This is a genomic window from Acinetobacter sp. YH12099, from assembly GCF_013419195.1.
GTDB classification, from domain to species: domain Bacteria; phylum Pseudomonadota; class Gammaproteobacteria; order Pseudomonadales; family Moraxellaceae; genus Acinetobacter; species Acinetobacter towneri.
Map to the genome: position 1 here is coordinate 29,474 of NZ_VPAP01000008.1, position 19,841 is coordinate 49,314.

Genomic DNA, 19,841 nt, shown 5'->3' on the forward strand with positions numbered 1-19,841 from the left:
CTTTAATAAAAAACATCATTCAAGCTGGACAATAAAACATGGATAAGCAGGTTGATATATTAATTATTGGGGCAGGGATTTCGGGCATTGGTGTAGCAGCACATTTAAGTCAAAACTGCCCACAGCGTTCTTTTGAAATTATTGAGCGTCGTCAAAGTTTTGGTGGCACTTGGGATTTATTCCAATATCCGGGCATTCGTTCAGATTCGGATATGTCGACCTTTGGTTATAATTTTAAGCCTTGGAAGAAAACCAATGTACTAGCCGATGGCGCATCTATCAAAGGTTATTTAGCAGAAGTCATTCAAGAAAAAGCCTTACATTCAAAAATTCATTTTCAGCATCGTGTACTATCTGCCAATTATGATTCTCAAACACGTAAGTGGACGTTACGCATAGAAAATGCAGCACAACAGATTGAAACTTGGGTGGCTAATTTTGTTTTAGGCTGCACAGGCTATTACAATTACGATCAAGGTTTTCAGCCTGACTTTCCGAATCAGCAGGCGTTTAAAGGCACATTTATCCACCCTCAGCATTGGCCTGAAAATTTAGATTATCGTGGTAAAAAGGTGTTAATTATTGGCAGTGGTGCAACTGCGATTACCTTAGTCCCTGCCATGTCGAAAGGTGGTGCAGCGCATGTCACCATGCTGCAACGCTCACCGACATATATTGCTTCAGTGCCTGCAATGGATTTTGTTTATCAGCAAATGCGTAAAGTTTTGCCTGAAGATGTTGCTTACAAAATCACGCGCGCACGTAATATTGGCATGCAACGCGCAATTTATGCTTTAGCACAAAAACAGCCGAAATTACTGCGGACTTTGTTGCTGAAATCTATCCAAATGCAGCTCAAAGGCAAGGTGGATATGAAGCATTTCACGCCACATTATAATCCGTGGGATCAGCGTTTATGTGTTGTGCCTGATGGTGATTTATTTAAGATTTTACGCGAAGGGCATGCCTCGATTGAAACCAATCAAATTGCAAGTTTTACTGAAACAGGTGTGCAATTAAAATCAGGTAAGCATCTGGATGCCGATATTATTGTCTCTGCCACTGGTTTGAATATTCAGATTCTAGGTGGTATTCAAGCCACAATTGATGGTGTGCCTTTAGACACTTCGAAGCACATGCTATATCAAGGTGTGATGATCAGCGATGTACCGAATATGGCGATGATTATTGGCTATATTAATGCCTCTTGGACGCTTAAAGTGGATGTGGCTGCGGATTATATTTGTCGTTTGCTCAATTATATGGATCGACAAGGTTATGACGAGGTAATTCCTCAAGGTGACCAAACAGAGTTATTGGAAGATACGGTGATGGGCAGTTTGAGTTCGGGCTATATCGCGCGTGCTGCTGATGTGATGCCAAAGCAAGGCAAACATGCGCCATGGCGAGTGACCAACAATTACTTAGAAGATCGCAAAACTTTAAAACAAGCAAGTTTTGAAGATGGTATTTTAAAATTCAAACAAGCTGTGCCTGCACAGCAGCGTAAACCTAAATTAGTGTCTTAAATCGTTGGGTGCAAAAATAATATGGCACAAGAAATTTAAAATTGCTTGCGCCATTTACATGTTGAGGTGGAAATTTTATAAAGAACGTGAAATCAGCTCTTTCATAATTTCATTGGTGCCTGCATAAATACGATTGGCCCGATTGTCTAAGTAAGCACGTGCAATTGGATACTCAAGCATATAGCCATAACCACCATGCAGTTGTAGACATTCATCCACCACTTTGGAGTACATCTCTGAAATTTTATATTTGGCGGCCGCTGCAGCTTCAACACTGAGCTGATCTTGAAGTTGTAACTGCATACATTGATCTAAAAAAGCACGACAGAAATCAATTTCGGTGCGTAATTCTGCCAGTTTAAAGCGCGTATTTTGAAAGCTATGAATACTTTTGCCAAAGGCTTGACGTTGCTGAGTATATTGCAGTGTATGTGCAAAAGCAGCTTCTGCACCTGCTTGGCAAATAATCGCGACAATTAAGCGTTCCCAAGCCAGTTCTTTCATCAGCATGATAAAGCCCATGCCTTCTGCACCCAATAAATTGCTGCGAGGCACGCGGACATTATCAAAAAATAATTCGCAAGTGTCCTGACCTTTCATACCAATTTTATTCAGTGGTTTGCCTTTGCTAAATCCCGCACGGTCTGCTTCTACCAATATTAAAGACAGATTGGCTGAACCTTTGTCTGTGTTCGCTGTTTTACATACCACAATCGCCATGTCGCACAAATAGCCGTTGGTAATAAAAATTTTAGAACCATTAATCACGTATTCATCGCCATCCAATACCGCAGAGGTACGCACAGCTTGTAAGTCTGAACCTGTACCGGGTTCGGTCATGGCAATCGCGGTTATCACTTCGCCTGTGGCCATGCGGGGTAACCAGTGTTGTTTTTGTTCAGTTGTGCCAAAGTTATTAATGTAATTGGCGACAATATCTGAATGCAGTGAAAAACCGGTAGCACTGTCACCTGCATAGGCTTGTTCTTCAATCAAAATCATGCTGTATAAGCGGTCTACCCCTGAACCTGCATATTCTTCAGGCATGGTGCTACACAGCAAACCCAAAGTACCTGCTTTACGCCATAGCTCACGGTCTACATGCTGCTGCGCTTCAAATTTTTCAGTATGGGGGATGACTTCCTGCAAATAGAATTTTCGTACCAAATCACGAAAACTGTCGTGTTCAGCACTGAATAAGGTGCGCGGTAACATATTGGCAATGGGGCGAATTGCGGCAGATTGCATGGTTTTATCTTCCTGATGTTGTTATTTTGAATTCACCTTAGAAGAATTTATAGGGGGCAACAAGGTGCAAAAGTTTCAATTGCAAATGAAAGATGATGCTTTTGGTCAATGCTGCATAAAAGTCATCGAAACTTTAAAAGGGGTCGGTTAAACTAGCCTGAGTTTAATTTTAATGGGGAAACCGCATGAGTGATGACATCAGCTTAGAAGAACGCAAAGTGATTTACCGTGCCCGTCGTGGTTTAAAGGAAATTGATGTCTATTTTGACCCGTATGTGAAAAATCATTATTTGACTGCCAGTGCGGAAGAAAAACAAATGTTTGCCGATTTGGTTGAGCAGGAAGACCCAGATTTATTGGATTGGTTTATGGAAGTGTCTGAGCCACCACGTCCTGAGTTGAAAGATTTTATCCGTAAACTAAAGCATTATGTGCATGGCTAAGCAGCAGTTTCAGCTGAAACCTAGTGTCATCGCAATAGTGTTTCAGCTGATGATCGCTCTACTCATCGTTTGGCTTTTACTACAAGTGTTAAAGCCATGGCTTAGCGTTGTATGTATTGTCATTATGGGCTGGACATATTTTAAATTTGTTCGTGCAAACCGAATTGTTGGTTTAGATCAATTAGATGACCGTGAATGGTCAATTTCCTATCTCGCGCCTCGTGTAGTATCACAACAGATTAAAAGCACAGCTCGCCAAATTGAAATTCAGCGTGTGCAACTGCGTCAAGTGATAGATCATCAAATTTATATCGTCATGGAATTTCAGCAAGCCTTTAAACCTGTGGTGATTTGGTGTGATCAGGTTTCCAAGGCGGAATGGAAGGCTCTAAAAATATTGGCGAAAATGCTCTAATTTACAGACAGCTGTATATTTTTATAATAATAAAAAACTATAAGTATCATAAAGATAAAATTATCATCTATTTTTCGTGTCCTGATCAGTCATTTTATATTGGCATAAAAGATTACACATATCCCTATTTTTAGTTATATTCATTCCAGACAAGTGTAGATCAATACAAATCAGATTCCTGAAATGTGCAGATTTAAATTTAGTCGAAAGATTTTTTAAGATAAGCCCGAATTGGGCATCAGTTAATAAGTAGCATGTGCTGAACCGTCGCAATGCTACTTTTTTTTGCCTAAATTTTGTCGGATGACAGATTTCAGTCAATTTTAGTCACTTTAAAACATGGCAAAGTTATCCATCTGAAGCAGCAAGTAGACGCTTTTATTCAGATATTGCTTCTGCTATGTTTGTTGCAATGGACATAAACACAATTATAGAGGACAGGAAAATGTCGCAAGTCCAAAAAATAGGCCAGGGTGTGGCCGTATTTGCAATCACAAGTTTATTATTATCAGGTTGTTCACAAGTGATCAAAACAGGTGCCAATGTCGCACTTGGATTTACTGAAAAACATATTGTGCCGCCAATTTTAGCGATGGAAGATGCTGAAATGGTGTGTAATTCTGGTAATTCCTTAACCCCTGCCATTATGGCGACTAAAGATATGGGCGCAGACCCAACCCGTGTTGCGGTACTAATGTATTCGGCTGCGGGTATTTGTGCCGAAGAAAAAGCTTTGGATGCTGAATTGCGTTATTTACGTGCAGCAAAAGCAGGGCAAGTGGGCGAAGCGCAAGATGCGCGGATTCAGCAAAAACGTTGGGCGGCTTTGGCGGCACAGCGCCAATACACAGGCTATCAATTGTTTCAGCATCGTTGGGAAAAGAAATATCGGAAACCTTTGGGCGAAGGTTGTCCAAAAATGAACAGTGATATTGATCAAACTGTGTATATGTTGGGGATGTTGAGTGGCTTGCAAGCCATGACCAATGATATTAATTCAGGCGGGGCAGTGCATGTGCCTAAAGATATTGCCGCGATTGTTGAACGTGGTATGACCTGTTTAAACAATGAAAAATTCTGGGGCGCACCAGAGGCTACACGTGCCGTAATTTGGACTTTGCTTCCAGGTGCGGGAGATGGCAAACCTGATCCGTATCAAACCTTAAAGCAGTCGATGCAAATTGGTGAAAATAAAGGGGTGCGTTTATCACACGCTTTATATGCGGTTGCTGCCCAAGCCAGTGGTGAAGATGCCAAAATCCGCGATGCACTCAAAGCCTTTTCTAATGCACGCAGTGACGAAAAACCTGTAAATCCACAATTTAAATTGATTGATGCCATGGCAGGAAGCATGGTACAAGGAATTTCAGACCGTTACTGGACTGAACATACAGGTGTGCGTACTGGTGATCAGCAACGTTTCTGGGATGAACAAGATGATTCATCTGAATTAGATGATTTATTTAATGAGGATACGGCAGCTCAATTGTAAAAATATCAAGATTGCCCAATTCAATATAGACAAGAAATTTTAGGATTGGGCAATCCGTTTGCCGAAGCACATAACAAGAATAATTTGGAGGATGCAAGCGCCTATGCAATATTCATCTCAATTTCTCAGTCGAAAAATTGTGTTTATTGCGGCATGTATGTCGGTTTCGGCATGTTTGCAGATTTTTGCAGAGCATTTTATTTATTGGTCTACACATTTATTGGATGAATTTTGGCGCTTATGGACAGGGCATTGGGTGCATGTGGGCTGGATTCATTATTTACTCAATATGATCGCGTTTGCCTGTTTACCTTTTATTTTTCCGCATGCCAAAGTATGGCACTTTGTGGCGCTTTTGTTGGTACTACCGCCAGCGATTAGTCTGAGTTTCTATTACTTCCTTGCCGATATTGATGCCTATGCAGGACTTTCTGGGGTGTTGCATGGTGCTTATGTGGCGGTGGCATGTGTGCATTTGCTCTATAAAAAAGAACGTGGTTTTGCGGCATTGGTGTTGCTGCTTATTTTATCTAAACTGATTTGGGAAAATACCGTGGGCAGTTTGGGTACAGCAGAATTAATCGGAAGTCCTGTATTAGTTGAGGCACATTTATTGGGGGTGATTTGGGGAGTAATTTTTGCACTGGCTTATATTATTTGGGCCTATTGCATTGATCCGCATTAAAATTACATCAAAATGATGGCAAAAAGGGCTCACATAAAATCTCACAATTGACCATTTTTACTTAAAAGAAAATCTATATTGTCATTTTAAAAATAACGACGTTCATTCACATTTAAACTGAATACAAAAATGCTCAATGGAAGATGGATATTCCGTTGAATAAGGACAGACAGAAATTCGAGTGTCTCGGTTTCTGCATAGAATAAAAACAGGAAAATATATGCACAATAACGGACAACGCAGGTCTGGCTTGGCTTTGCTCAGACATATATGGACAGAATGGATTTCTACATTCGTTATTTTGATCTTGTTGCTACTGACACTTATTATTGGTACAGGTGAAATGGTACATGGTCAGTTGTTGCGCATGGGTGAACGCCTATACGGTGACCCTGCAACGGGTATGCAGTATTCATTTTTGCGTGCCGAACCCACTGCACCTGACTGCGAACGCAACCCCGATATCGATGCACAAGTACATGCCCAAATGCAAGCCAATGCTGCTGATGAGTTTGCCGATATTTTTGGTACTGCCTCTGAATCAGATGTCCGCGCTTCCATTTTAGCAGCCAAACAAATTTGTGAAGAAAAATTTCAATTTCATGATCAGGCGATTCAGCATATTCAAGCCCATCCAAGCTTGAAAATGTATCGAACCATTGAAACCTCTTTTTTTGGTATTTTTAAATTTGGTACTGAAAACCGTGCCATTTTATTGGTATTGATGGTGGTCTTTGCTGCAATTAGTGCCACTTTAAAGACCCATCACATTGGTTTACGTGGCCCTGCGACCAAAATTGACTTCAAGGTGTATTCGACCTTAATGGTGGTGGCGAATGGTTTCTTAACCTCGTCAAGTATCAGTCAATATCGTTCAGTACTCAATTCAGGCGTACCGATGAGTGGTGAAACGCAAATCATTTACTGGATGTGGATGATTCTGTTTGCAACTCTGACTTTAATTAGTTTATTCCAGCTTATTAAGCCACCTGCACCGACCCGTGAAGGCGGTAGTTTAGGTCTTGCTTTCCTGAGCGTACCTTTGTATGCCTATATGGCAATTAGTACGGGTTTCTCTTTTACCTTCCTGATGGATTATCCAATGGGGCAAGGGATTTACCTAGGGCAACTGGTCGAATTCTCTAGTATTTTCTTGAACTTGGCTTTGTTTATTTGGGCGGGGATGTTGCTCAAACAAACCCGAATTGTGGATTTGTTCCTGAATATTCTGCGTCCGTGGAATTTGGCACCTGAAACTTTAACCTGGCTGATTCTGATTGCTGCTGCATTACCAACGGCTTATACCGGTGCATCGGGGATTTTTGTCATTGCTGCAGGTGCGATCATTTATAAAGAAGTTTGGAATGCGGGTGGACGACGTCAGTTTGCACTGGCGGCAACAGCTATGTCGGGTTCAATGGGGGTCGTGCTTCGTCCATGCCTATTGATTGTTGTGGTGGCATCGCTGAATAAAGAAGTCACAACGGACATGCTGTATCACTATGGTTTGTATGTGTTCCTACTGACTTCAACCCTATTTTTAGTGATTTCGTTGTTCTTTGCTGAAAATAAATTCCGCATTGCTGCACCGAACATAGCTGCGCCATTGTCCTTACGTGCTTTTGGCCCTGTACTACCATATATCCTCATTTTTGTGTTGATTTGGTTGTTCTATAAATATGCTTTAGACACCAATATGAATGAATTTACTGCACCTGTAATGATGCCGGTTATTTTATTGATGATGGTGTTGTTTGATAAATTGCGCCATGAACCTGCGCCTATTCCAGCGATGGGGCAGTGGGATCAGACTTTAGATCACAAGCCTGTAGCACAACAGACAGCAGCTTCATCTGAGCGCTCATTATTGACTGCACCTGATTCACCATTGCGTCAGTATGGTTTCTTCAAAGCTCTGCATTTATCGACCAGTGAAACGGTGGGACATATTGGGGCATTGGTAATTTTGATGGCGCTTTCAGTCAGTGTAGGTGGCTATTTAGAACGCATTGAAATTATGGAAGCGTTCCCAACCGACATTAGCAGCATCTTTATTGTGATTAGCCTGATTGTTGCCTTGATGATTTTTGTGGGCATGATTATGGATCCATTCGGTGCGGTGATTCTAATTTCTGCAACGGTTGCGCCTGTAGCTTATCAATATGGGATACATCCTGCGCATTTCTGGATGATTACCCTAATTGGTTTTGAATTAGGCTATGTGACGCCACCTGTAGCGCTGAATCACTTATTGGCAAGGCAGTCGATTGGAGATGAAGAAGTCGCTGCAGCCGATGCAGAAGTTCGTCATAAATCGTTCTATTATCGTTATGAGCGTTGGATTTTGCCTATGATTGTGATGCTTCCTGCGATGTTGATTATTGCCTATGCACCGTATGCGTTCAAGCTATTCGGCTGGTATGAATAAGCACATGGATACTTAATCACTGTCATCTTATTATTTAAAAACACCCTGTGGTTCACTACGGGGTGTTTTTTTATAAGGTTTATGAGGCTGATGTGTAGGGAATACAAAAACAGCATTAAGAATGTGGTGAGTGGTGATTCAGGTGTTTTTGTAACAGTGGACTGCACAAAATAATGGCAAGCAAAATTAGGGCAAAGCCAATTAAACTAAATAAGTCTGGCGTTTCATGCCAAAAGCTAAAGCCCCAAATCCCTGCAAAAATAATCGCAATGTAATTGACAGGGCCAATTTGCCCAGCAGGGGCAAGACGGTAGGCATTGGACATAAAGATCTGACTGATATTGGCCAGCAATCCTGCACCAATTAAAAAACTCAATTCTTTTAAGTTGTAAGGACGCCATGACCAGAACATCGGTACAACAGAAATGAGTGTCCCAATCATGCAAAAATAAAACACAATGCGTTCAGGCGGTTCGGTTTGAGTCAGGGCGCGTACCGTGACAAAAGCCATCGCTGCTAAAAAACTGGCACTGAGTCCAATTGCGGACATGCTATTAAACATACCTGCATCGGGTTTGGCGACAAATAACACGCCAAATAAACCAATGAACGCAGCCCATAGCATTGGTTTGGTGATTTTTTCTTTAAGGAATAGCCATGCAATTAAGGGAATAAAAATAGGCGATGAATAGGTAAAGACCATCGCATTGGACAGTTTTAGATTGGCAATCGCGTAGAAAAAACCATACATGGCGGTTAAGCCGACCACCGAACGCCAAGTGTGCATCCATAACTTTTCAGTTTTAAAAAAGCCCAAGCCTTTATTGAAAATGAACGGGATAAAAATAAACAAACCAATAAAATTACGGAAAAATACCACTGTGGCATTATCTACCGTTTCTGATGCGTAACGAACGCACACTCCCATGAGTGAAAACAGAAAGGCAGAGCAGGTCAACAGCATAATTGCTTTGAGCAAATTTTGTTGGGCAGAACCAGAAGGTGTCATACAAATAAAGCCAGAATAACCTCTGGCTATTCTAGCTTAAATTGGCTACAACACTGACCCTTTATCGTATTTTAAAATGACTGATGTGAAGCAGAGGAGGCTTACTGTGCCAGTTGGGCTTCCAGTATTTTGATTTGTTCTTCTTTCAGTTTAATCAATTCATCGGCATCGTTATGTTGCTGTTTTAATAAGGCACGTTGATCATTCAGCTGATTTTGAATGTCATCTAATTTAGCCACTTCTTCTTTGGCAAGCGCTGCATTCTCAGATATAGGTGCTTTGAGTAAATCTTCTGTGACCAACTGTTTTGGTGCTGCTTCATCTTCTTGCAATGGCGTTGCTTTAGCAGGTACAGCTTTCGCTACAGACGCCGTAGTTGGGGCAGTTTCTATAGGCGCAGTATTGTCGCTATCGCCCATCCATTGAAAGATAAATACGGCAATAATGACAATAATTAACCCACCCGTAATCGCCCATAAAAGCTTAGGGTTATGTCGTTGATCTTCAGTCATGCGTTGTTGAACCTTATTGTTTTACTTTGACTGACGCGGCTTAAACTGGATCACCCCAATTTCATCTGAAACCTCTGGGATTTCAGGTTCATCAATATGTGTTGGACGGTTTTCCGTATAATCACACTCGATACATTCGATCCATTCAGCTTCGTCAGCGGTGAGCATGACAACCCGATCCATCGCCTGACATTTCGGACATTTTGCGCCTGCAATGAAACGACGTTTAATGGTCATCACGACTCCCCTAACTTCATCTAAAGTTCTTAGTTTAAGCGTTTTTGACTATGTTCGTCCAACCTTGATGACGTAATAGTGCGTCTATTTTTGGCTCGCGTCCGCGGAAATTGATAAATGCGTCAAGCGCTGAATCTTTTCCGCCAACTGCTAGAATAAACTGTCTAAACTGCTTGCCAGTTTCGGTGTTAAATAGCCCTTCATTTTCAAAGCGATCAAAGGCATCGCTGGCCAAAACCTCTGCCCATTTGTATGAATAATATCCTGCAGCATAGCCGCCTGCGAAAATATGGCTGAAGCTGTGCTGGAAGCGGTTGTAAGCTGTAGTTGGCGCAACGGCATAGTTTTGACGAATATCATCTAGCATGGCTTGAATCTGTTCCGCATTTAAAGCAGGGTTGCTGCGATGAATACTTAAATCGAACAGGGCAAATTCAATTTGGCGCAGGCTCTGCATTCCCGACTGGAAGAAACGTGCATCTAACAGTGCTTTAAGCAGGTGTTCTGGCAGGGTGTCTTGGGTTTCAATATGCGCACTCAGCATATCTAAACTATCTTGATCCCAAGTCCAAAATTCCATGAATTGGCTTGGTAATTCCACCGCATCCCAAGCGACACCATGTGTACCTGCCACAGCAATATTATCTACTTCAGTTAGCATGTGATGTAAGCCATGTCCAAATTCATGGAATAGGGTGATGACTTCATCATGCGTTAAAAGCGCGGGTTGGTCTGCAACAGGTGGGGTAAAGTTACACACCATATAGCAAATTGGTTTTTGTAAACCTTGTGCCAATTGCATGCGTGAACGGAAACCACTCATCCATGCGCCGCCGCGTTTGCCTGTACGGGCATATAGATCAAAGTAAAAACCACCAATCACTTGACCTTGATCTTCAAGTTCAAAATAACGTGCATCAGGATGCCAAACAGGGGCAGCGCGCTCAATAATATCGACATCGTATAAACGCTTGACGATGCTAAATAGACCTTCAACCACTTTCGGTGCAGGGAAATATGGTTTTAACATTTCTTGTGAAAGGTTAAATTGCTGTAATTTTAATTTTTCAGAATAGTAGCCTGTATCCCACGGTTGTAAGGTATCAATCCCATCTTGGGCGGCAATGGCTTTGAGTTCGGCAATTTCTTGTTCTGCAGGTGCACGAGCATGTTCTGCCAGTTCACGCAGGAATTGATCGACTGCTTCGACACTTGGTGCCATTTTGCTGGCAAGGGATAATTCTGCATAGTTGTTAAAACCGAGCAATTGCGCCATTTCTTGACGTAAACGCAAGATTTCTTCCATGACTGCTGTATTGTCAAATTCAGCAGAGTCTGCCTGATCAGAAGCACGTGTGGTATAGGCTTTATAGAGCGCTTCACGCACTTCGCGGTCTTCTGCATAGGTCATAATGGCAATATAAGACGGGAAGTCGAGTGTGGCTACAGCCTGTTCGAGTTCGCGTTGCTGACCATATTGTTTCAGAAGTTCAATACTGCCTTGAGGTAGTCCTTTGAGCTGCGCTTCAGTTAAAGGTTTGAAGTAGGCTTGTGTAGCATCGAGCACGTGATTTGAGAAGTCAGAAGAAAGCTGTGACAGACGTGAAGAAATTTCTGCATAACGTGTTTTTGCTTCACCTTCTAAAGCGACACCTGAAAGCTTGAAATCACGCAGTGCAAGTTTAATCGCACTTTGCTGTGCTGTAGGTAGGTCACTAAAAATAGGAGCATCGTGTAGATGCTGATAGGTTTGATATAACGGTGTATGTTGACCAAGTTGTGTGTAGTATTCACTTAAACTTGGTAATAAAGCCTGATGAACTTCACGTGTTTCGGCATTATTCATGACAGCATTGAGGTGCGAAAGCACGCCCCATGCTTCACTCATGTTATTTTCAAGGGTATCGACGTGTTCGAGTACTTGTAGTTGTGCTTGTACGGATTCGGGTACATCCGTTAATTCTTTTAAAAATGCCTGACCTTGGGCAATGCTCTGTTCAATCTTTTGTTTTAAGTCTGCAAGGGTAATTTGGTCAAATTGTGGAACAGGCAAAGTTGCCTTTTCTAATGTCATGTCGGTCTGCCGATTTATTTCCTGTGTTATTTGTAGAAGTAAGGCTTCTAGAAGGATAAATCAAGCCTTGGGTGCTATTTATTCGCTCTTGTTTCACCGTGGATAGATTGAATATCTTGGATGTAGGTGCCAAAGCGCCCCTCAATGACCGATAATTTTATGAATAGATTTTGATTTTTGTAGTGTTCATATTCATCTACATTGATTCGAAACATACCAGTAGAGTCATACGGTGTTTCAATAGAATAGTAGACACTTCCTTTTTTACCATGTTTTTTAACAGCGCTTGCTTCCAATGTCACCACAGTAGGTGTACCCAAAACTAGGGTATGAAGCAGAGGAGGATAGACAACTAGATTTAAGTAAAGAAACAGAATTACAAAAATAGGGAAGAGGAGTAAAAAATAGAATTTTGGCTTTTTTTGTACATTTGTCCATGTACGTGGAATGATCCATTGTCCGTATCTATGCAGAACATAAAAGTAGATCAAAACAGCCAAATAAATCAACGTTGCAACAATGAAGGCTGTGATTTTGACTTGATTTGTTGGGGTGAAGTCTATAAAAAAGAGAGCAATCAGTGCTGAAATACTAAGTACAAAGACTAAGCATATTACATATTCATGGTAATAGTATTTAGTAATTTTCTGTGATGTCATGATTTTTAAGTGGTTTATTTTTATAGAGATATATTAAATGAAAAAGAGCGCCGTAGCACTCTTTTTTATTTAGTAAAATTTACTCACCCTTTGCTTTGGCATTGGATTTTTTCTTTTTCACCTTGGTCTTTTTTTTGGCTTTGTCTTTCGGTTTAGCTTCCGACTTCGCTGAGGTTTTTTTACCGTAAGAGCTCGGTTTGCTTTTTGGCTTTTTCTTCGGCACAGGTTGCTCACCGTTTTCACTTAAAGTCGCCTTGCTTGGACGCTCAGAAAAAACTTCTTCAGTGGCTTCACGGCCGAACGGTTTTGCCACGCGCGGTGCGCGCATACGAATAGCACGACCTGCATGGGTGAGTTGCTGCATGAGCTCAAAATCAATTTTGCGATCTTCTAAATTGACAGCCGCGACTTTAATTTTAACTTCATCGCCCAAGCTAAAGCTTTGACCACGTGCTTGTCCAATTAGACTTTGGCTGGCTTGGTCAAATACAAAGAAGTCATCGCCCAACTGGCTGACATGAATCATGCCATCGACATAAAGGTCTTTGAGAGTAACAAATAAACCAAATTCGGCTACTGCAGAAATTACGCCCACAAATTCTTCACCCAAATGCTGCTGCATATAGTGGCATTTTAGCCATGTGGTGACAGAGCGTGAGGCTTCATCGGCACGACGTTCAGTTGCAGAATAATGTTCGCCTGCATCATCTAAAGCTGCGCCCGAAAGTGGTGATGGTTTTTGTTTTAAATGCGCTTTAATGGCACGATGCAACAATAGGTCAGGGTAGCGACGGATTGGTGAAGTGAAATGCGTGTAGGCATCGTAAGCTAAACCATAGTGACCTGAATTATTGGCGCCATAATAGGCTTGCATCATTGAGCGTAATAACACCGCGTGAATACTTGGTGCATCAATACGATCTTTAGTGGCTTCAATCACCGCTTGATAGTCGGCCTGAGTGGGTTGTTCTGGAAAATGTAGCCCAAGTAATTTGACAAAATCACGGACTTTTTGAATACGTGAAAACTCTGGCGGTTCATGCACACGGTACAGCATCGGCACATCATGTTTGAGTGCATATTCTGCTGCTGCGACGTTGGCGAGTAACATACATTCTTCAATCAGTTTATGCGCATCGTTACGGCTGCGCGGCAAAATTTCTTTAATTCCACCTAACTCATCAAAGGTCATGTAGGTTTCAACGGTTTCAAACTCCATGGCATGACGTTCAGCACGTAAACCTTTCAGCACTTGATACAGTTGGAACAGAGTATTTAATGATTTGCGCACCTCCCGATCTTCTGGAATTGCCGCACTATCACCCTCAAAATATTGTGCCACTTGAGTATAGGTTAAACGTGCTTTGGAATGCATGACCGATGGATAAAATTCAAAACCTGTGACACGACCTGCGCGTGACAGTTTTAAATCGCAGACCATACACAAACGGTCAACCTGCGGATTCAGCGAACATAAGCCATTCGATAAAGCTTCAGGCAACATCGGTAATACAAAATGCGGGAAATAGACTGAAGTCCCACGTTCCTGAGCTTCATCATCCAACGGTTTGCCTGTACGGACATAATGGCTGACATCGGCAATTGCGACCACGACACGGTAACCACCGCCTGGACGTTTTTCTGCATATACTGCATCGTCAAAGTCGCGGGCATCTTCACCATCAATAGTCACTAAGGCTAAATCGCGTAAATCAACACGTCCTTCACGGTCTTGGGCTGTCGGTTCTTGAAAGCTTTCGGCTTCTTGAATGACATCTTCAGGAAATTCATACGGCAGACCAAATTCTAAAATGGTTTGCGGAATAATAATTTCAGTTTCGGCTTTGTCTGCCATCGACTGAATAATATGTCCTGTGGCAAATTCTTCGCGGGTTGGATAGTCGTCAATCGCAATGCGCACAGAATCGCCCAATTTAACTTGGGCATGTTCAATTAATTCTTTTTCAAGGGTAATGGGTTGATGGCTATTTGGCTGGGCAGGCTGAATAAAATATTCACCATCGTATTCTGACAATTTACCAATGATTTGTTTGACACGACGCTGGGTGACTTCGGTAATAAAGCCCCATGCCTTGCCTTTACGATCTACCGAAGTCTGGCGGACTTTGACTTGATCGCCATTAAACACCAAACGTAGTTCGCGTTCAGGCAATAAAATATCTTCATGACCTGCAATATTGGCTGTGCCTAAACCTTTACTGTTGATGTAAACCGTGGCGTCATGAGTCGGTTGTTCTGCAGCCAGCTGGAACTTGAATCCATCTTTCATGAGCTGACCATCACGTACCATGGCAATTAAACGATGGCTCAGGGCATCAATACTTTTTTGATCGGCAATCGCAAAATGCTCTACCAAGTCTGCATGTGACTGTGCCGCCTGCAAGGTTTCAATGGTTTCTAAGATTAAGGTACGGCTTGGAATAGGATTTTCGTAGCGTTCGGCTTCAGCTTTCGCTTCAGGATCGACCCAATTTTTCATCATGGAATAAACTTCATGTCAGAAGATAGGTTTAGCATAAGTCATGTACGGAAAGACTGCACGTAAATGATTGCAATAATGTGTTTTCTGTCGTTATTTTACGATGTTTCTAGTTTTTGTGCAGCGATTGCCAAAAGTTCAGGCGTAATTCTGGTGATGAATCCTGAAAATTGTTTAAAAAATATTTAATTGAGCAAAAATATGCAAAAATTGTGGTATCGAAGCTTGCAGTGCTAGCACTTAATTTGTATTATGGCGGCACGTTACGGTGAGATGGGTGAGTGGCTGAAACCACGTCCCTGCTAAGGACGCATACGGGTAACTGTATCGAGGGTTCGAATCCCTCTCTCACCGCCACGCTTTACTTATGTCGCGCTCATAGCTCAGCTGGATAGAGCACTTGGCTACGAACTAAGGGGTCGGGAGTTCGAATCTCTCTGAGCGCACCAATAAGTAAACCGAACAGTAACGTATCGCCTAAATTGGCACACAAGTAATGCGCTCATAGCTCAGCTGGATAGAGCACTTGGCTACGAACTAAGGGGTCGGGAGTTCGAATCTCTCTGAGCGCACCAACTTGAACAATCAACCGCTTAAATGCGGTTTTTTTGTGCCTGAAATTTAGTAAACTCAAACAATAATCAGTTTATTAAAAAGAATAGCGTACTCATGGTTTTACGTTAAAATTCTTTTGAATCGTCCAATATCTGTGCATTTGATTGCAAAATGATGAATTAATACTTAACAGCCAGAAAAAAACACGTATAATGCACCCCATCAAGTCGTCGCGCTCATAGCTCAGCTGGATAGAGCACTTGGCTACGAACTAAGGGGTCGGGAGTTCGAATCTCTCTGAGCGCACCAACTTGAAATAAAAAACCGCACTTTTGATGCGGTTTTTTTGCATCTACACTATCTAAAAATGATGAAATTTCTGTGTCAAAAGCATGACCATTGTTTTACGTCTGGCTTTGAGCGAATAAACACGAAAAAAATAAGGAAAGTGCTCAATCTAGTGTAAGATTTAGCTCAATTTGAATGACTTGATGATGAGCTTATGTCTGACACGCAGCCAGCATTGTCTTTGCGCTATTTTTTAAATTTAGAAGAATCTCAAGACGGCTTTGCCCTTGCGACTTTTGGTAAAAAACAATTTACCCGTTTTATTACACCGTTGATTAGTGTGGCGATTATTGCTTGGGGCTTTTATTTGGGCTTCGATGGGGTAGGTCGCTATTATGTTGCACTCGGTGCTTTCTTTTTAATCTTGCAAACTTTAATGCGTTATTGGTTTTTGCCAATGATGTTTAAACGCCAGTTTGTAAAATACCAATTTGGAAAAAGCGAGCAAGGCATTGATTTATTTCAGGACTATGCCGAGCTGTATGCCAATGGTCGTAAACAGGTATTTCATTATAACGAGGTGCAAAATTTCGCTGTGGGTAAACTCACCTATATGCTGGAATTAAAAAATCGTACAGTGGTGATTGTACCGAAACGTGCATTTAATCTGCCTGCAGAACAAACGGTTTTTGAAAATACTTTTAAAAAGTAAGTTTTAATTTTCCCAATTTACGAGTTATTTGAGGATGATCATGAGTACACGTCCATCTAAAATTGTCTGTGTCGGTCGCAGTTATGCAGACCATGCCAAAGAATTAGGTAATGCTGTACCTGATCATCCTGTGTTATTTATTAAACCGCCAAGCAGTTTACGCAGTTTAAGTGATGGGATTACGTGGAATAAGGTCTGGGGCAATTGTCACTATGAATGTGAATTGAGTTTACGCATTGACCAGCCTTTAAATGCAGACACAGATCCTGCCAAAGTATTGGATGCTGTAGGTGCAGTGACTTTGGGCTTGGATTTAACTTTGCGTGAATTGCAGGATGAACTTAAGAAAAAAGGACAGCCGTGGGAACGAGCCAAAGCGTTTGACGGTTCTTGTGTGTTGGCAGATTGGGTGGATGTATCGGAAATTCAGGACTGGAAAAACGTGCAATATTGTTTGGACATTAATGATGAATTACGTCAGCAAGGCGATACCAGTTTATTGATTTTTGATATTGCGGCATTGTTGGCAGATATTAGCCAAGTATTTAGTTTAGAACCTGGTGATGTGGTAATGACTGGTACACCTGCAGGGGTGGCAGCATTACAGTCGGGCGATCAGTTGAAGATGACCTTACAAGGACGTACTCAGGCATTTGTCTGGACGACTTTTGTAAAATAAATAGTGGTGTAAACGGTGATGTCATCAAAAGATGAGTATCACCGTTTTGTACTTGCTTTTAAATCCAATGGTTATACTTTCAGTAAATGCTGAAATTTACTGCGTAATTTATTCAGTTTCGGTGGAATGGAAAAATTGCAGTAGCCCTGATTTGGATTTTTGGCAAAGAAATTCTGATGATAGTCTTCTGCAGGGTAAAATTCAGGTGCTGCACTGAGTTCAGTCACAACATTCACACCTTCAGCTTGTAATGCTGCAATCATCTCGGTGGCAGCTTGTTGCTGTGTAGCATCTAAATAATAAATCACAGAGCGGTATTGTGTGCCGACATCATTGCCCTGACGGTTTAATGTGGTTGGGTCGTGTGTGGCAAAAAACACCTCAAGTAATTGTGAATAGCTGATCTGCTGCTCATCAAAATCAATCAAAATGACTTCTGCATGTCCGCTGTCGCCACGGCAAATATCTTCATAGCTTGGGTTTAAGGTATGTCCACCTGCATAACCGCTGGTGACTTTTTCTACGCCTTGCAGTTGTAAAAATACGGCTTCGACACACCAGAAACATCCGCCACCAAACAATGCTTGTTGCATGATTTTGTCCTTATATTTTATGAATCAACCATTTTAAGCCTGTCTATTATTAGGCTTAGCCGTTAACGTGCAGCCGTTGGTGTTTCAAATTGAATCAGTAAATTTCCATGGCGATCTAGCAATTTCAGGGTTTTACCATAGACCTGATAATGCGTCACTTTATTTAGGGCTTCATGGAATTTCTGATCTAAGTTGTTGTTATTTAAGCAAGCCATTCGCGTGGTTGCCAATTGCCCCAATTGTAGGGTGTCACGTCCTGCGACATAACTACCGCTGAGTCGGTTACAACTATCTGAACCTGTGACTGTTTGTGTGGCGGCATCAAAGTTTAAATATGGCAAGTTTTGGCGGTTTGCTTCTGTTTTTAACATGCTGTTGCCCAATTGCGTAGCAGTCCATGTACGTTGTACTAAGTTGGCTTGATTGATTGCGCTAATTTGGCTTGCACTCGTTTGAGTTGGCATAGTTTCACATCCTGATAAAGCAATCATTGCACCCAATAAGGTGATCCCGAAGTATTTTTTTAGCATGGAATGATCTCTAATTTTTTGAAATTGTTGCTATCTAAACAAATTATGCGCCGTGGCTCTAGTTAAATTTGTATGTTTGCTGCAACTTTTTCCAAGATATGGTGTGGTTTTTTCTCTGAATTGATTGTATCTGCGCAAAATGACCAAAATAGGTCAGGGCAGCACTTTGTTCTGATAAGTCGGATGCGAATAAGGCGTGCTGATGTTTGCTGAAGAATCGAGCTGCACGCCTTGTCGAATGAGCGCGGAAAAGTCTTGGCTGTGGATATCTTTTAAGTTTTCCACACGTGGGTTAATGTGGGCACGTTGATACCAAGTTTGCATATCCCAACGATGATCCAGCGCATGCAAATCATATAAATAATTGGGTAAATAACCCGAAGCAAACAGACGATAGTCGGCAGGGAAACGTTTTTGAGATACTGCCTGAATCATGTCAAACAGCAGCGTGGTGCAATTACTGGTCAACGTATTATACCAACGCGCTTTGGCGGCTAAAGCATCGGCTTTATGCAGATATTCCTGAAACAGTGCTTGTGCTTCTTGTGGATTGAGCTGGATCGGGAAAAAATAAACTTGCTCACCCCGAATATTGCTGCGGGTGTAGATGATATCTTTTTCATCGGCAGCGACAAGGCTGAGTTCATATTGCCGAAAGAAGCCACCAATCGCAGAAAACTCTTCGTGTTTTTCTTTGCGAATTTCAATGGAAAAGGTGAGTGGCGCTTGATCGGCAAAGTCAAAACTGACTAAGGTATGCGCAATTTTTGGCCCCATCCAGTAAGAGGTGATGATATTCACCCCCGTAATCTGTTTCAGGTTAAATTGGCGGGTTTCCCAACGTTCGGTATAGCGACCATCGGCATGCCAGTCAAAATTGCGGACATTGTGCAGCGTGACCTGATCTTGTACTTGTTCATAATGCAGCATACGGGCTACTTCAGGGTTCCAGTCACGGTCTTGCTTGGCATCCATCCCAAAATACCAAAACAGCCCCAAGGTAAAACCCAAAAGATAAACCAAAATATCCTGATTGCGACTGAGCAAATGCTGAGTGATATAAATGCCCAAAATGCTGAGGGTGAAGGCTAGCCAAGTCCCAATCAGCACACGGCTCATTAACCAACCCAAAGGCTGATGAATCCACAAGGCCATACTGAGCCAAATAGAAGAAAGAACGACACCTAAACTGAAGATGAAATGCAGCATCCGCCATTCCTGAGGCAAAGTTAAATTCCGTTTAAGTCATCATA

18 protein-coding genes and 4 tRNA genes are annotated in these 19,841 nt (G+C 41.9%); 12 read left to right on the forward strand and 10 right to left on the reverse strand.

The genetic code is table 11. The features are described 5' to 3' along the window. Positions 1 to 38: 38 nt before the first annotated feature. The gene (locus FTU39_RS06670; RefSeq protein WP_178866866.1) at positions 39 to 1,529 is read left to right on the forward strand and encodes an NAD(P)/FAD-dependent oxidoreductase; all 1,491 of its coding nucleotides are present in this window, start codon (positions 39 to 41) and stop codon (positions 1,527 to 1,529) included. A 75-nt stretch (positions 1,530 to 1,604) separates the two neighbouring features. On the opposite strand, the gene FTU39_RS06675 is transcribed toward FTU39_RS06670, so the two are convergent. Beyond that, entirely contained in the window at positions 1,605 to 2,777 is a 1,173-nt protein-coding gene (locus FTU39_RS06675) for an acyl-CoA dehydrogenase family protein (protein WP_104852582.1), read from the reverse strand. A gap of 185 nt (positions 2,778 to 2,962) precedes the next feature. Between FTU39_RS06675 and FTU39_RS06680 the strand changes: the two genes are divergently transcribed. The 5 genes from FTU39_RS06680 (at position 2,963) to FTU39_RS13990 (ending at position 8,240) form a co-directional block, all read left to right on the forward strand. After that, positions 2,963 to 3,220 (forward strand): succinate dehydrogenase assembly factor 2, encoded by a 258-nt coding sequence (locus FTU39_RS06680; protein ID WP_004974752.1) that lies wholly within the window; start codon positions 2,963 to 2,965, stop codon positions 3,218 to 3,220. Next, entirely contained in the window at positions 3,213 to 3,635 is a 423-nt protein-coding gene (locus FTU39_RS06685; RefSeq protein ID WP_180051897.1) for a protein YgfX, read from the forward strand. Before FTU39_RS06680 ends, FTU39_RS06685 begins: the two co-directional genes overlap by 8 nt. 445 nt (positions 3,636 to 4,080) lie before the next feature. Beyond that, positions 4,081 to 5,127, forward strand: coding sequence for a hypothetical protein (locus FTU39_RS06690; RefSeq protein WP_004974758.1), 1,047 nt, complete (start codon positions 4,081 to 4,083; stop codon positions 5,125 to 5,127). 103 nt (positions 5,128 to 5,230) lie between these two features. Beyond that, complete coding sequence (gene rrtA / locus FTU39_RS06695; RefSeq protein WP_154320306.1) at positions 5,231 to 5,812, forward strand: rhombosortase; 582 nt, start codon at positions 5,231 to 5,233, stop codon at positions 5,810 to 5,812. Positions 5,813 to 6,866: 1,054 nt separating this feature from the next. After that, a complete protein-coding gene (locus tag FTU39_RS13990; protein ID WP_373682943.1) occupies positions 6,867 to 8,240 on the forward strand; it encodes a TRAP transporter large permease subunit in 1,374 nt (457 codons plus the stop codon). 115 nt (positions 8,241 to 8,355) lie between these two features. On the opposite strand, the gene FTU39_RS06705 is transcribed toward FTU39_RS13990, so the two are convergent. The 6 genes from FTU39_RS06705 to rnr form a co-directional block, all read right to left on the reverse strand. Further along, positions 8,356 to 9,249, reverse strand: coding sequence for a DMT family transporter (locus FTU39_RS06705; RefSeq protein ID WP_180051898.1), 894 nt, complete (start codon positions 9,247 to 9,249; stop codon positions 8,356 to 8,358). Positions 9,250 to 9,350: 101 nt separating this feature from the next. Beyond that, positions 9,351 to 9,761: a hypothetical protein gene (locus FTU39_RS06710; protein WP_179995219.1), complete on the reverse strand. Its 411-nt coding sequence runs from the start codon at positions 9,759 to 9,761 to the stop codon at positions 9,351 to 9,353. Between the two features lie 21 nt (positions 9,762 to 9,782). Then, positions 9,783 to 9,992 carry a YheV family putative zinc ribbon protein gene (locus tag FTU39_RS06715; protein WP_171324836.1) on the reverse strand — a complete coding sequence of 70 codons (210 nt, stop codon included), beginning with the start codon at positions 9,990 to 9,992 and terminating at the stop codon, positions 9,783 to 9,785. Positions 9,993 to 10,032: 40 nt separating this feature from the next. Beyond that, the gene (locus FTU39_RS06720) at positions 10,033 to 12,072 is read right to left on the reverse strand and encodes a M3 family metallopeptidase (RefSeq protein ID WP_180008672.1); all 2,040 of its coding nucleotides are present in this window, start codon (positions 12,070 to 12,072) and stop codon (positions 10,033 to 10,035) included. 74 nt (positions 12,073 to 12,146) lie between these two features. Next, complete coding sequence (locus FTU39_RS06725; RefSeq protein WP_111885424.1) at positions 12,147 to 12,731, reverse strand: hypothetical protein; 585 nt, start codon at positions 12,729 to 12,731, stop codon at positions 12,147 to 12,149. 79 nt (positions 12,732 to 12,810) lie between these two features. Beyond that, positions 12,811 to 15,234 carry a ribonuclease R gene (rnr, locus tag FTU39_RS06730; RefSeq protein WP_180051899.1) on the reverse strand — a complete coding sequence of 808 codons (2,424 nt, stop codon included), beginning with the start codon at positions 15,232 to 15,234 and terminating at the stop codon, positions 12,811 to 12,813. Positions 15,235 to 15,498: 264 nt separating this feature from the next. Here rnr and FTU39_RS06735 point away from each other — a divergent pair. The 6 genes from FTU39_RS06735 to FTU39_RS06760 all read left to right on the forward strand — a co-directional run bounded on the left by FTU39_RS06735 (position 15,499) and on the right by FTU39_RS06760 (position 17,465). Then, a tRNA-Ser gene (locus tag FTU39_RS06735) sits at positions 15,499 to 15,588 on the forward strand. A 15-nt stretch (positions 15,589 to 15,603) separates the two neighbouring features. Next, a tRNA-Arg gene (locus FTU39_RS06740) sits at positions 15,604 to 15,680 on the forward strand. Positions 15,681 to 15,729: 49 nt separating this feature from the next. Next, positions 15,730 to 15,806: transfer RNA gene (locus FTU39_RS06745), tRNA-Arg, on the forward strand. A 212-nt stretch (positions 15,807 to 16,018) separates the two neighbouring features. After that, a tRNA-Arg gene (locus tag FTU39_RS06750) sits at positions 16,019 to 16,095 on the forward strand. 193 nt (positions 16,096 to 16,288) lie between these two features. Continuing rightward, positions 16,289 to 16,786 carry a YcxB family protein gene (locus FTU39_RS06755; protein WP_096901373.1) on the forward strand — a complete coding sequence of 166 codons (498 nt, stop codon included), beginning with the start codon at positions 16,289 to 16,291 and terminating at the stop codon, positions 16,784 to 16,786. Positions 16,787 to 16,826: 40 nt separating this feature from the next. Beyond that, complete coding sequence (locus FTU39_RS06760) at positions 16,827 to 17,465, forward strand: fumarylacetoacetate hydrolase family protein (RefSeq protein WP_179989935.1); 639 nt, start codon at positions 16,827 to 16,829, stop codon at positions 17,463 to 17,465. Between the two features lie 71 nt (positions 17,466 to 17,536). Here the strand turns inward: FTU39_RS06760 and msrA are convergent, their stop codons facing one another. From msrA to FTU39_RS06775, 3 genes are all read right to left on the reverse strand, one after another. After that, positions 17,537 to 18,058, reverse strand: a complete 522-nt coding sequence (gene msrA, locus FTU39_RS06765) for a peptide-methionine (S)-S-oxide reductase MsrA (protein WP_070153293.1) — start codon at positions 18,056 to 18,058, stop codon at positions 17,537 to 17,539. A 62-nt stretch (positions 18,059 to 18,120) separates the two neighbouring features. Continuing rightward, complete coding sequence (locus FTU39_RS06770; protein WP_004974787.1) at positions 18,121 to 18,588, reverse strand: META domain-containing protein; 468 nt, start codon at positions 18,586 to 18,588, stop codon at positions 18,121 to 18,123. Between the two features lie 153 nt (positions 18,589 to 18,741). Then, positions 18,742 to 19,797, reverse strand: a complete 1,056-nt coding sequence (locus tag FTU39_RS06775; RefSeq protein WP_004974789.1) for a DUF4105 domain-containing protein — start codon at positions 19,795 to 19,797, stop codon at positions 18,742 to 18,744. Positions 19,798 to 19,841: the final 44 nt, after the last annotated feature.

Coding starts and splice junctions, on each gene's coding strand:
- FTU39_RS06710 (WP_179995219.1), bottom strand. CDS start 9,761: ATGACTGAAGATCAACGACATAACCCTAAGCTTTTATGGGCGATTACG.
- FTU39_RS06755 (WP_096901373.1), top strand. CDS start 16,289: ATGTCTGACACGCAGCCAGCATTGTCTTTGCGCTATTTTTTAAATTTA.
- FTU39_RS06670 (WP_178866866.1), top strand. CDS start 39: ATGGATAAGCAGGTTGATATATTAATTATTGGGGCAGGGATTTCGGGC.
- FTU39_RS06675 (WP_104852582.1), bottom strand. CDS start 2,777: ATGCAATCTGCCGCAATTCGCCCCATTGCCAATATGTTACCGCGCACC.
- FTU39_RS06770 (WP_004974787.1), bottom strand. CDS start 18,588: ATGCTAAAAAAATACTTCGGGATCACCTTATTGGGTGCAATGATTGCT.
- FTU39_RS06775 (WP_004974789.1), bottom strand. CDS start 19,797: ATGCTGCATTTCATCTTCAGTTTAGGTGTCGTTCTTTCTTCTATTTGG.
- FTU39_RS06690 (WP_004974758.1), top strand. CDS start 4,081: ATGTCGCAAGTCCAAAAAATAGGCCAGGGTGTGGCCGTATTTGCAATC.
- FTU39_RS06725 (WP_111885424.1), bottom strand. CDS start 12,731: ATGACATCACAGAAAATTACTAAATACTATTACCATGAATATGTAATA.
- rnr (WP_180051899.1), bottom strand. CDS start 15,234: ATGATGAAAAATTGGGTCGATCCTGAAGCGAAAGCTGAAGCCGAACGC.
- FTU39_RS06720 (WP_180008672.1), bottom strand. CDS start 12,072: ATGACATTAGAAAAGGCAACTTTGCCTGTTCCACAATTTGACCAAATT.
- FTU39_RS13990 (WP_373682943.1), top strand. CDS start 6,867: ATGGCAATTAGTACGGGTTTCTCTTTTACCTTCCTGATGGATTATCCA.
- FTU39_RS06705 (WP_180051898.1), bottom strand. CDS start 9,249: ATGACACCTTCTGGTTCTGCCCAACAAAATTTGCTCAAAGCAATTATG.
- msrA (WP_070153293.1), bottom strand. CDS start 18,058: ATGCAACAAGCATTGTTTGGTGGCGGATGTTTCTGGTGTGTCGAAGCC.
- FTU39_RS06685 (WP_180051897.1), top strand. CDS start 3,213: ATGGCTAAGCAGCAGTTTCAGCTGAAACCTAGTGTCATCGCAATAGTG.
- rrtA (WP_154320306.1), top strand. CDS start 5,231: ATGCAATATTCATCTCAATTTCTCAGTCGAAAAATTGTGTTTATTGCG.
- FTU39_RS06680 (WP_004974752.1), top strand. CDS start 2,963: ATGAGTGATGACATCAGCTTAGAAGAACGCAAAGTGATTTACCGTGCC.
- FTU39_RS06760 (WP_179989935.1), top strand. CDS start 16,827: ATGAGTACACGTCCATCTAAAATTGTCTGTGTCGGTCGCAGTTATGCA.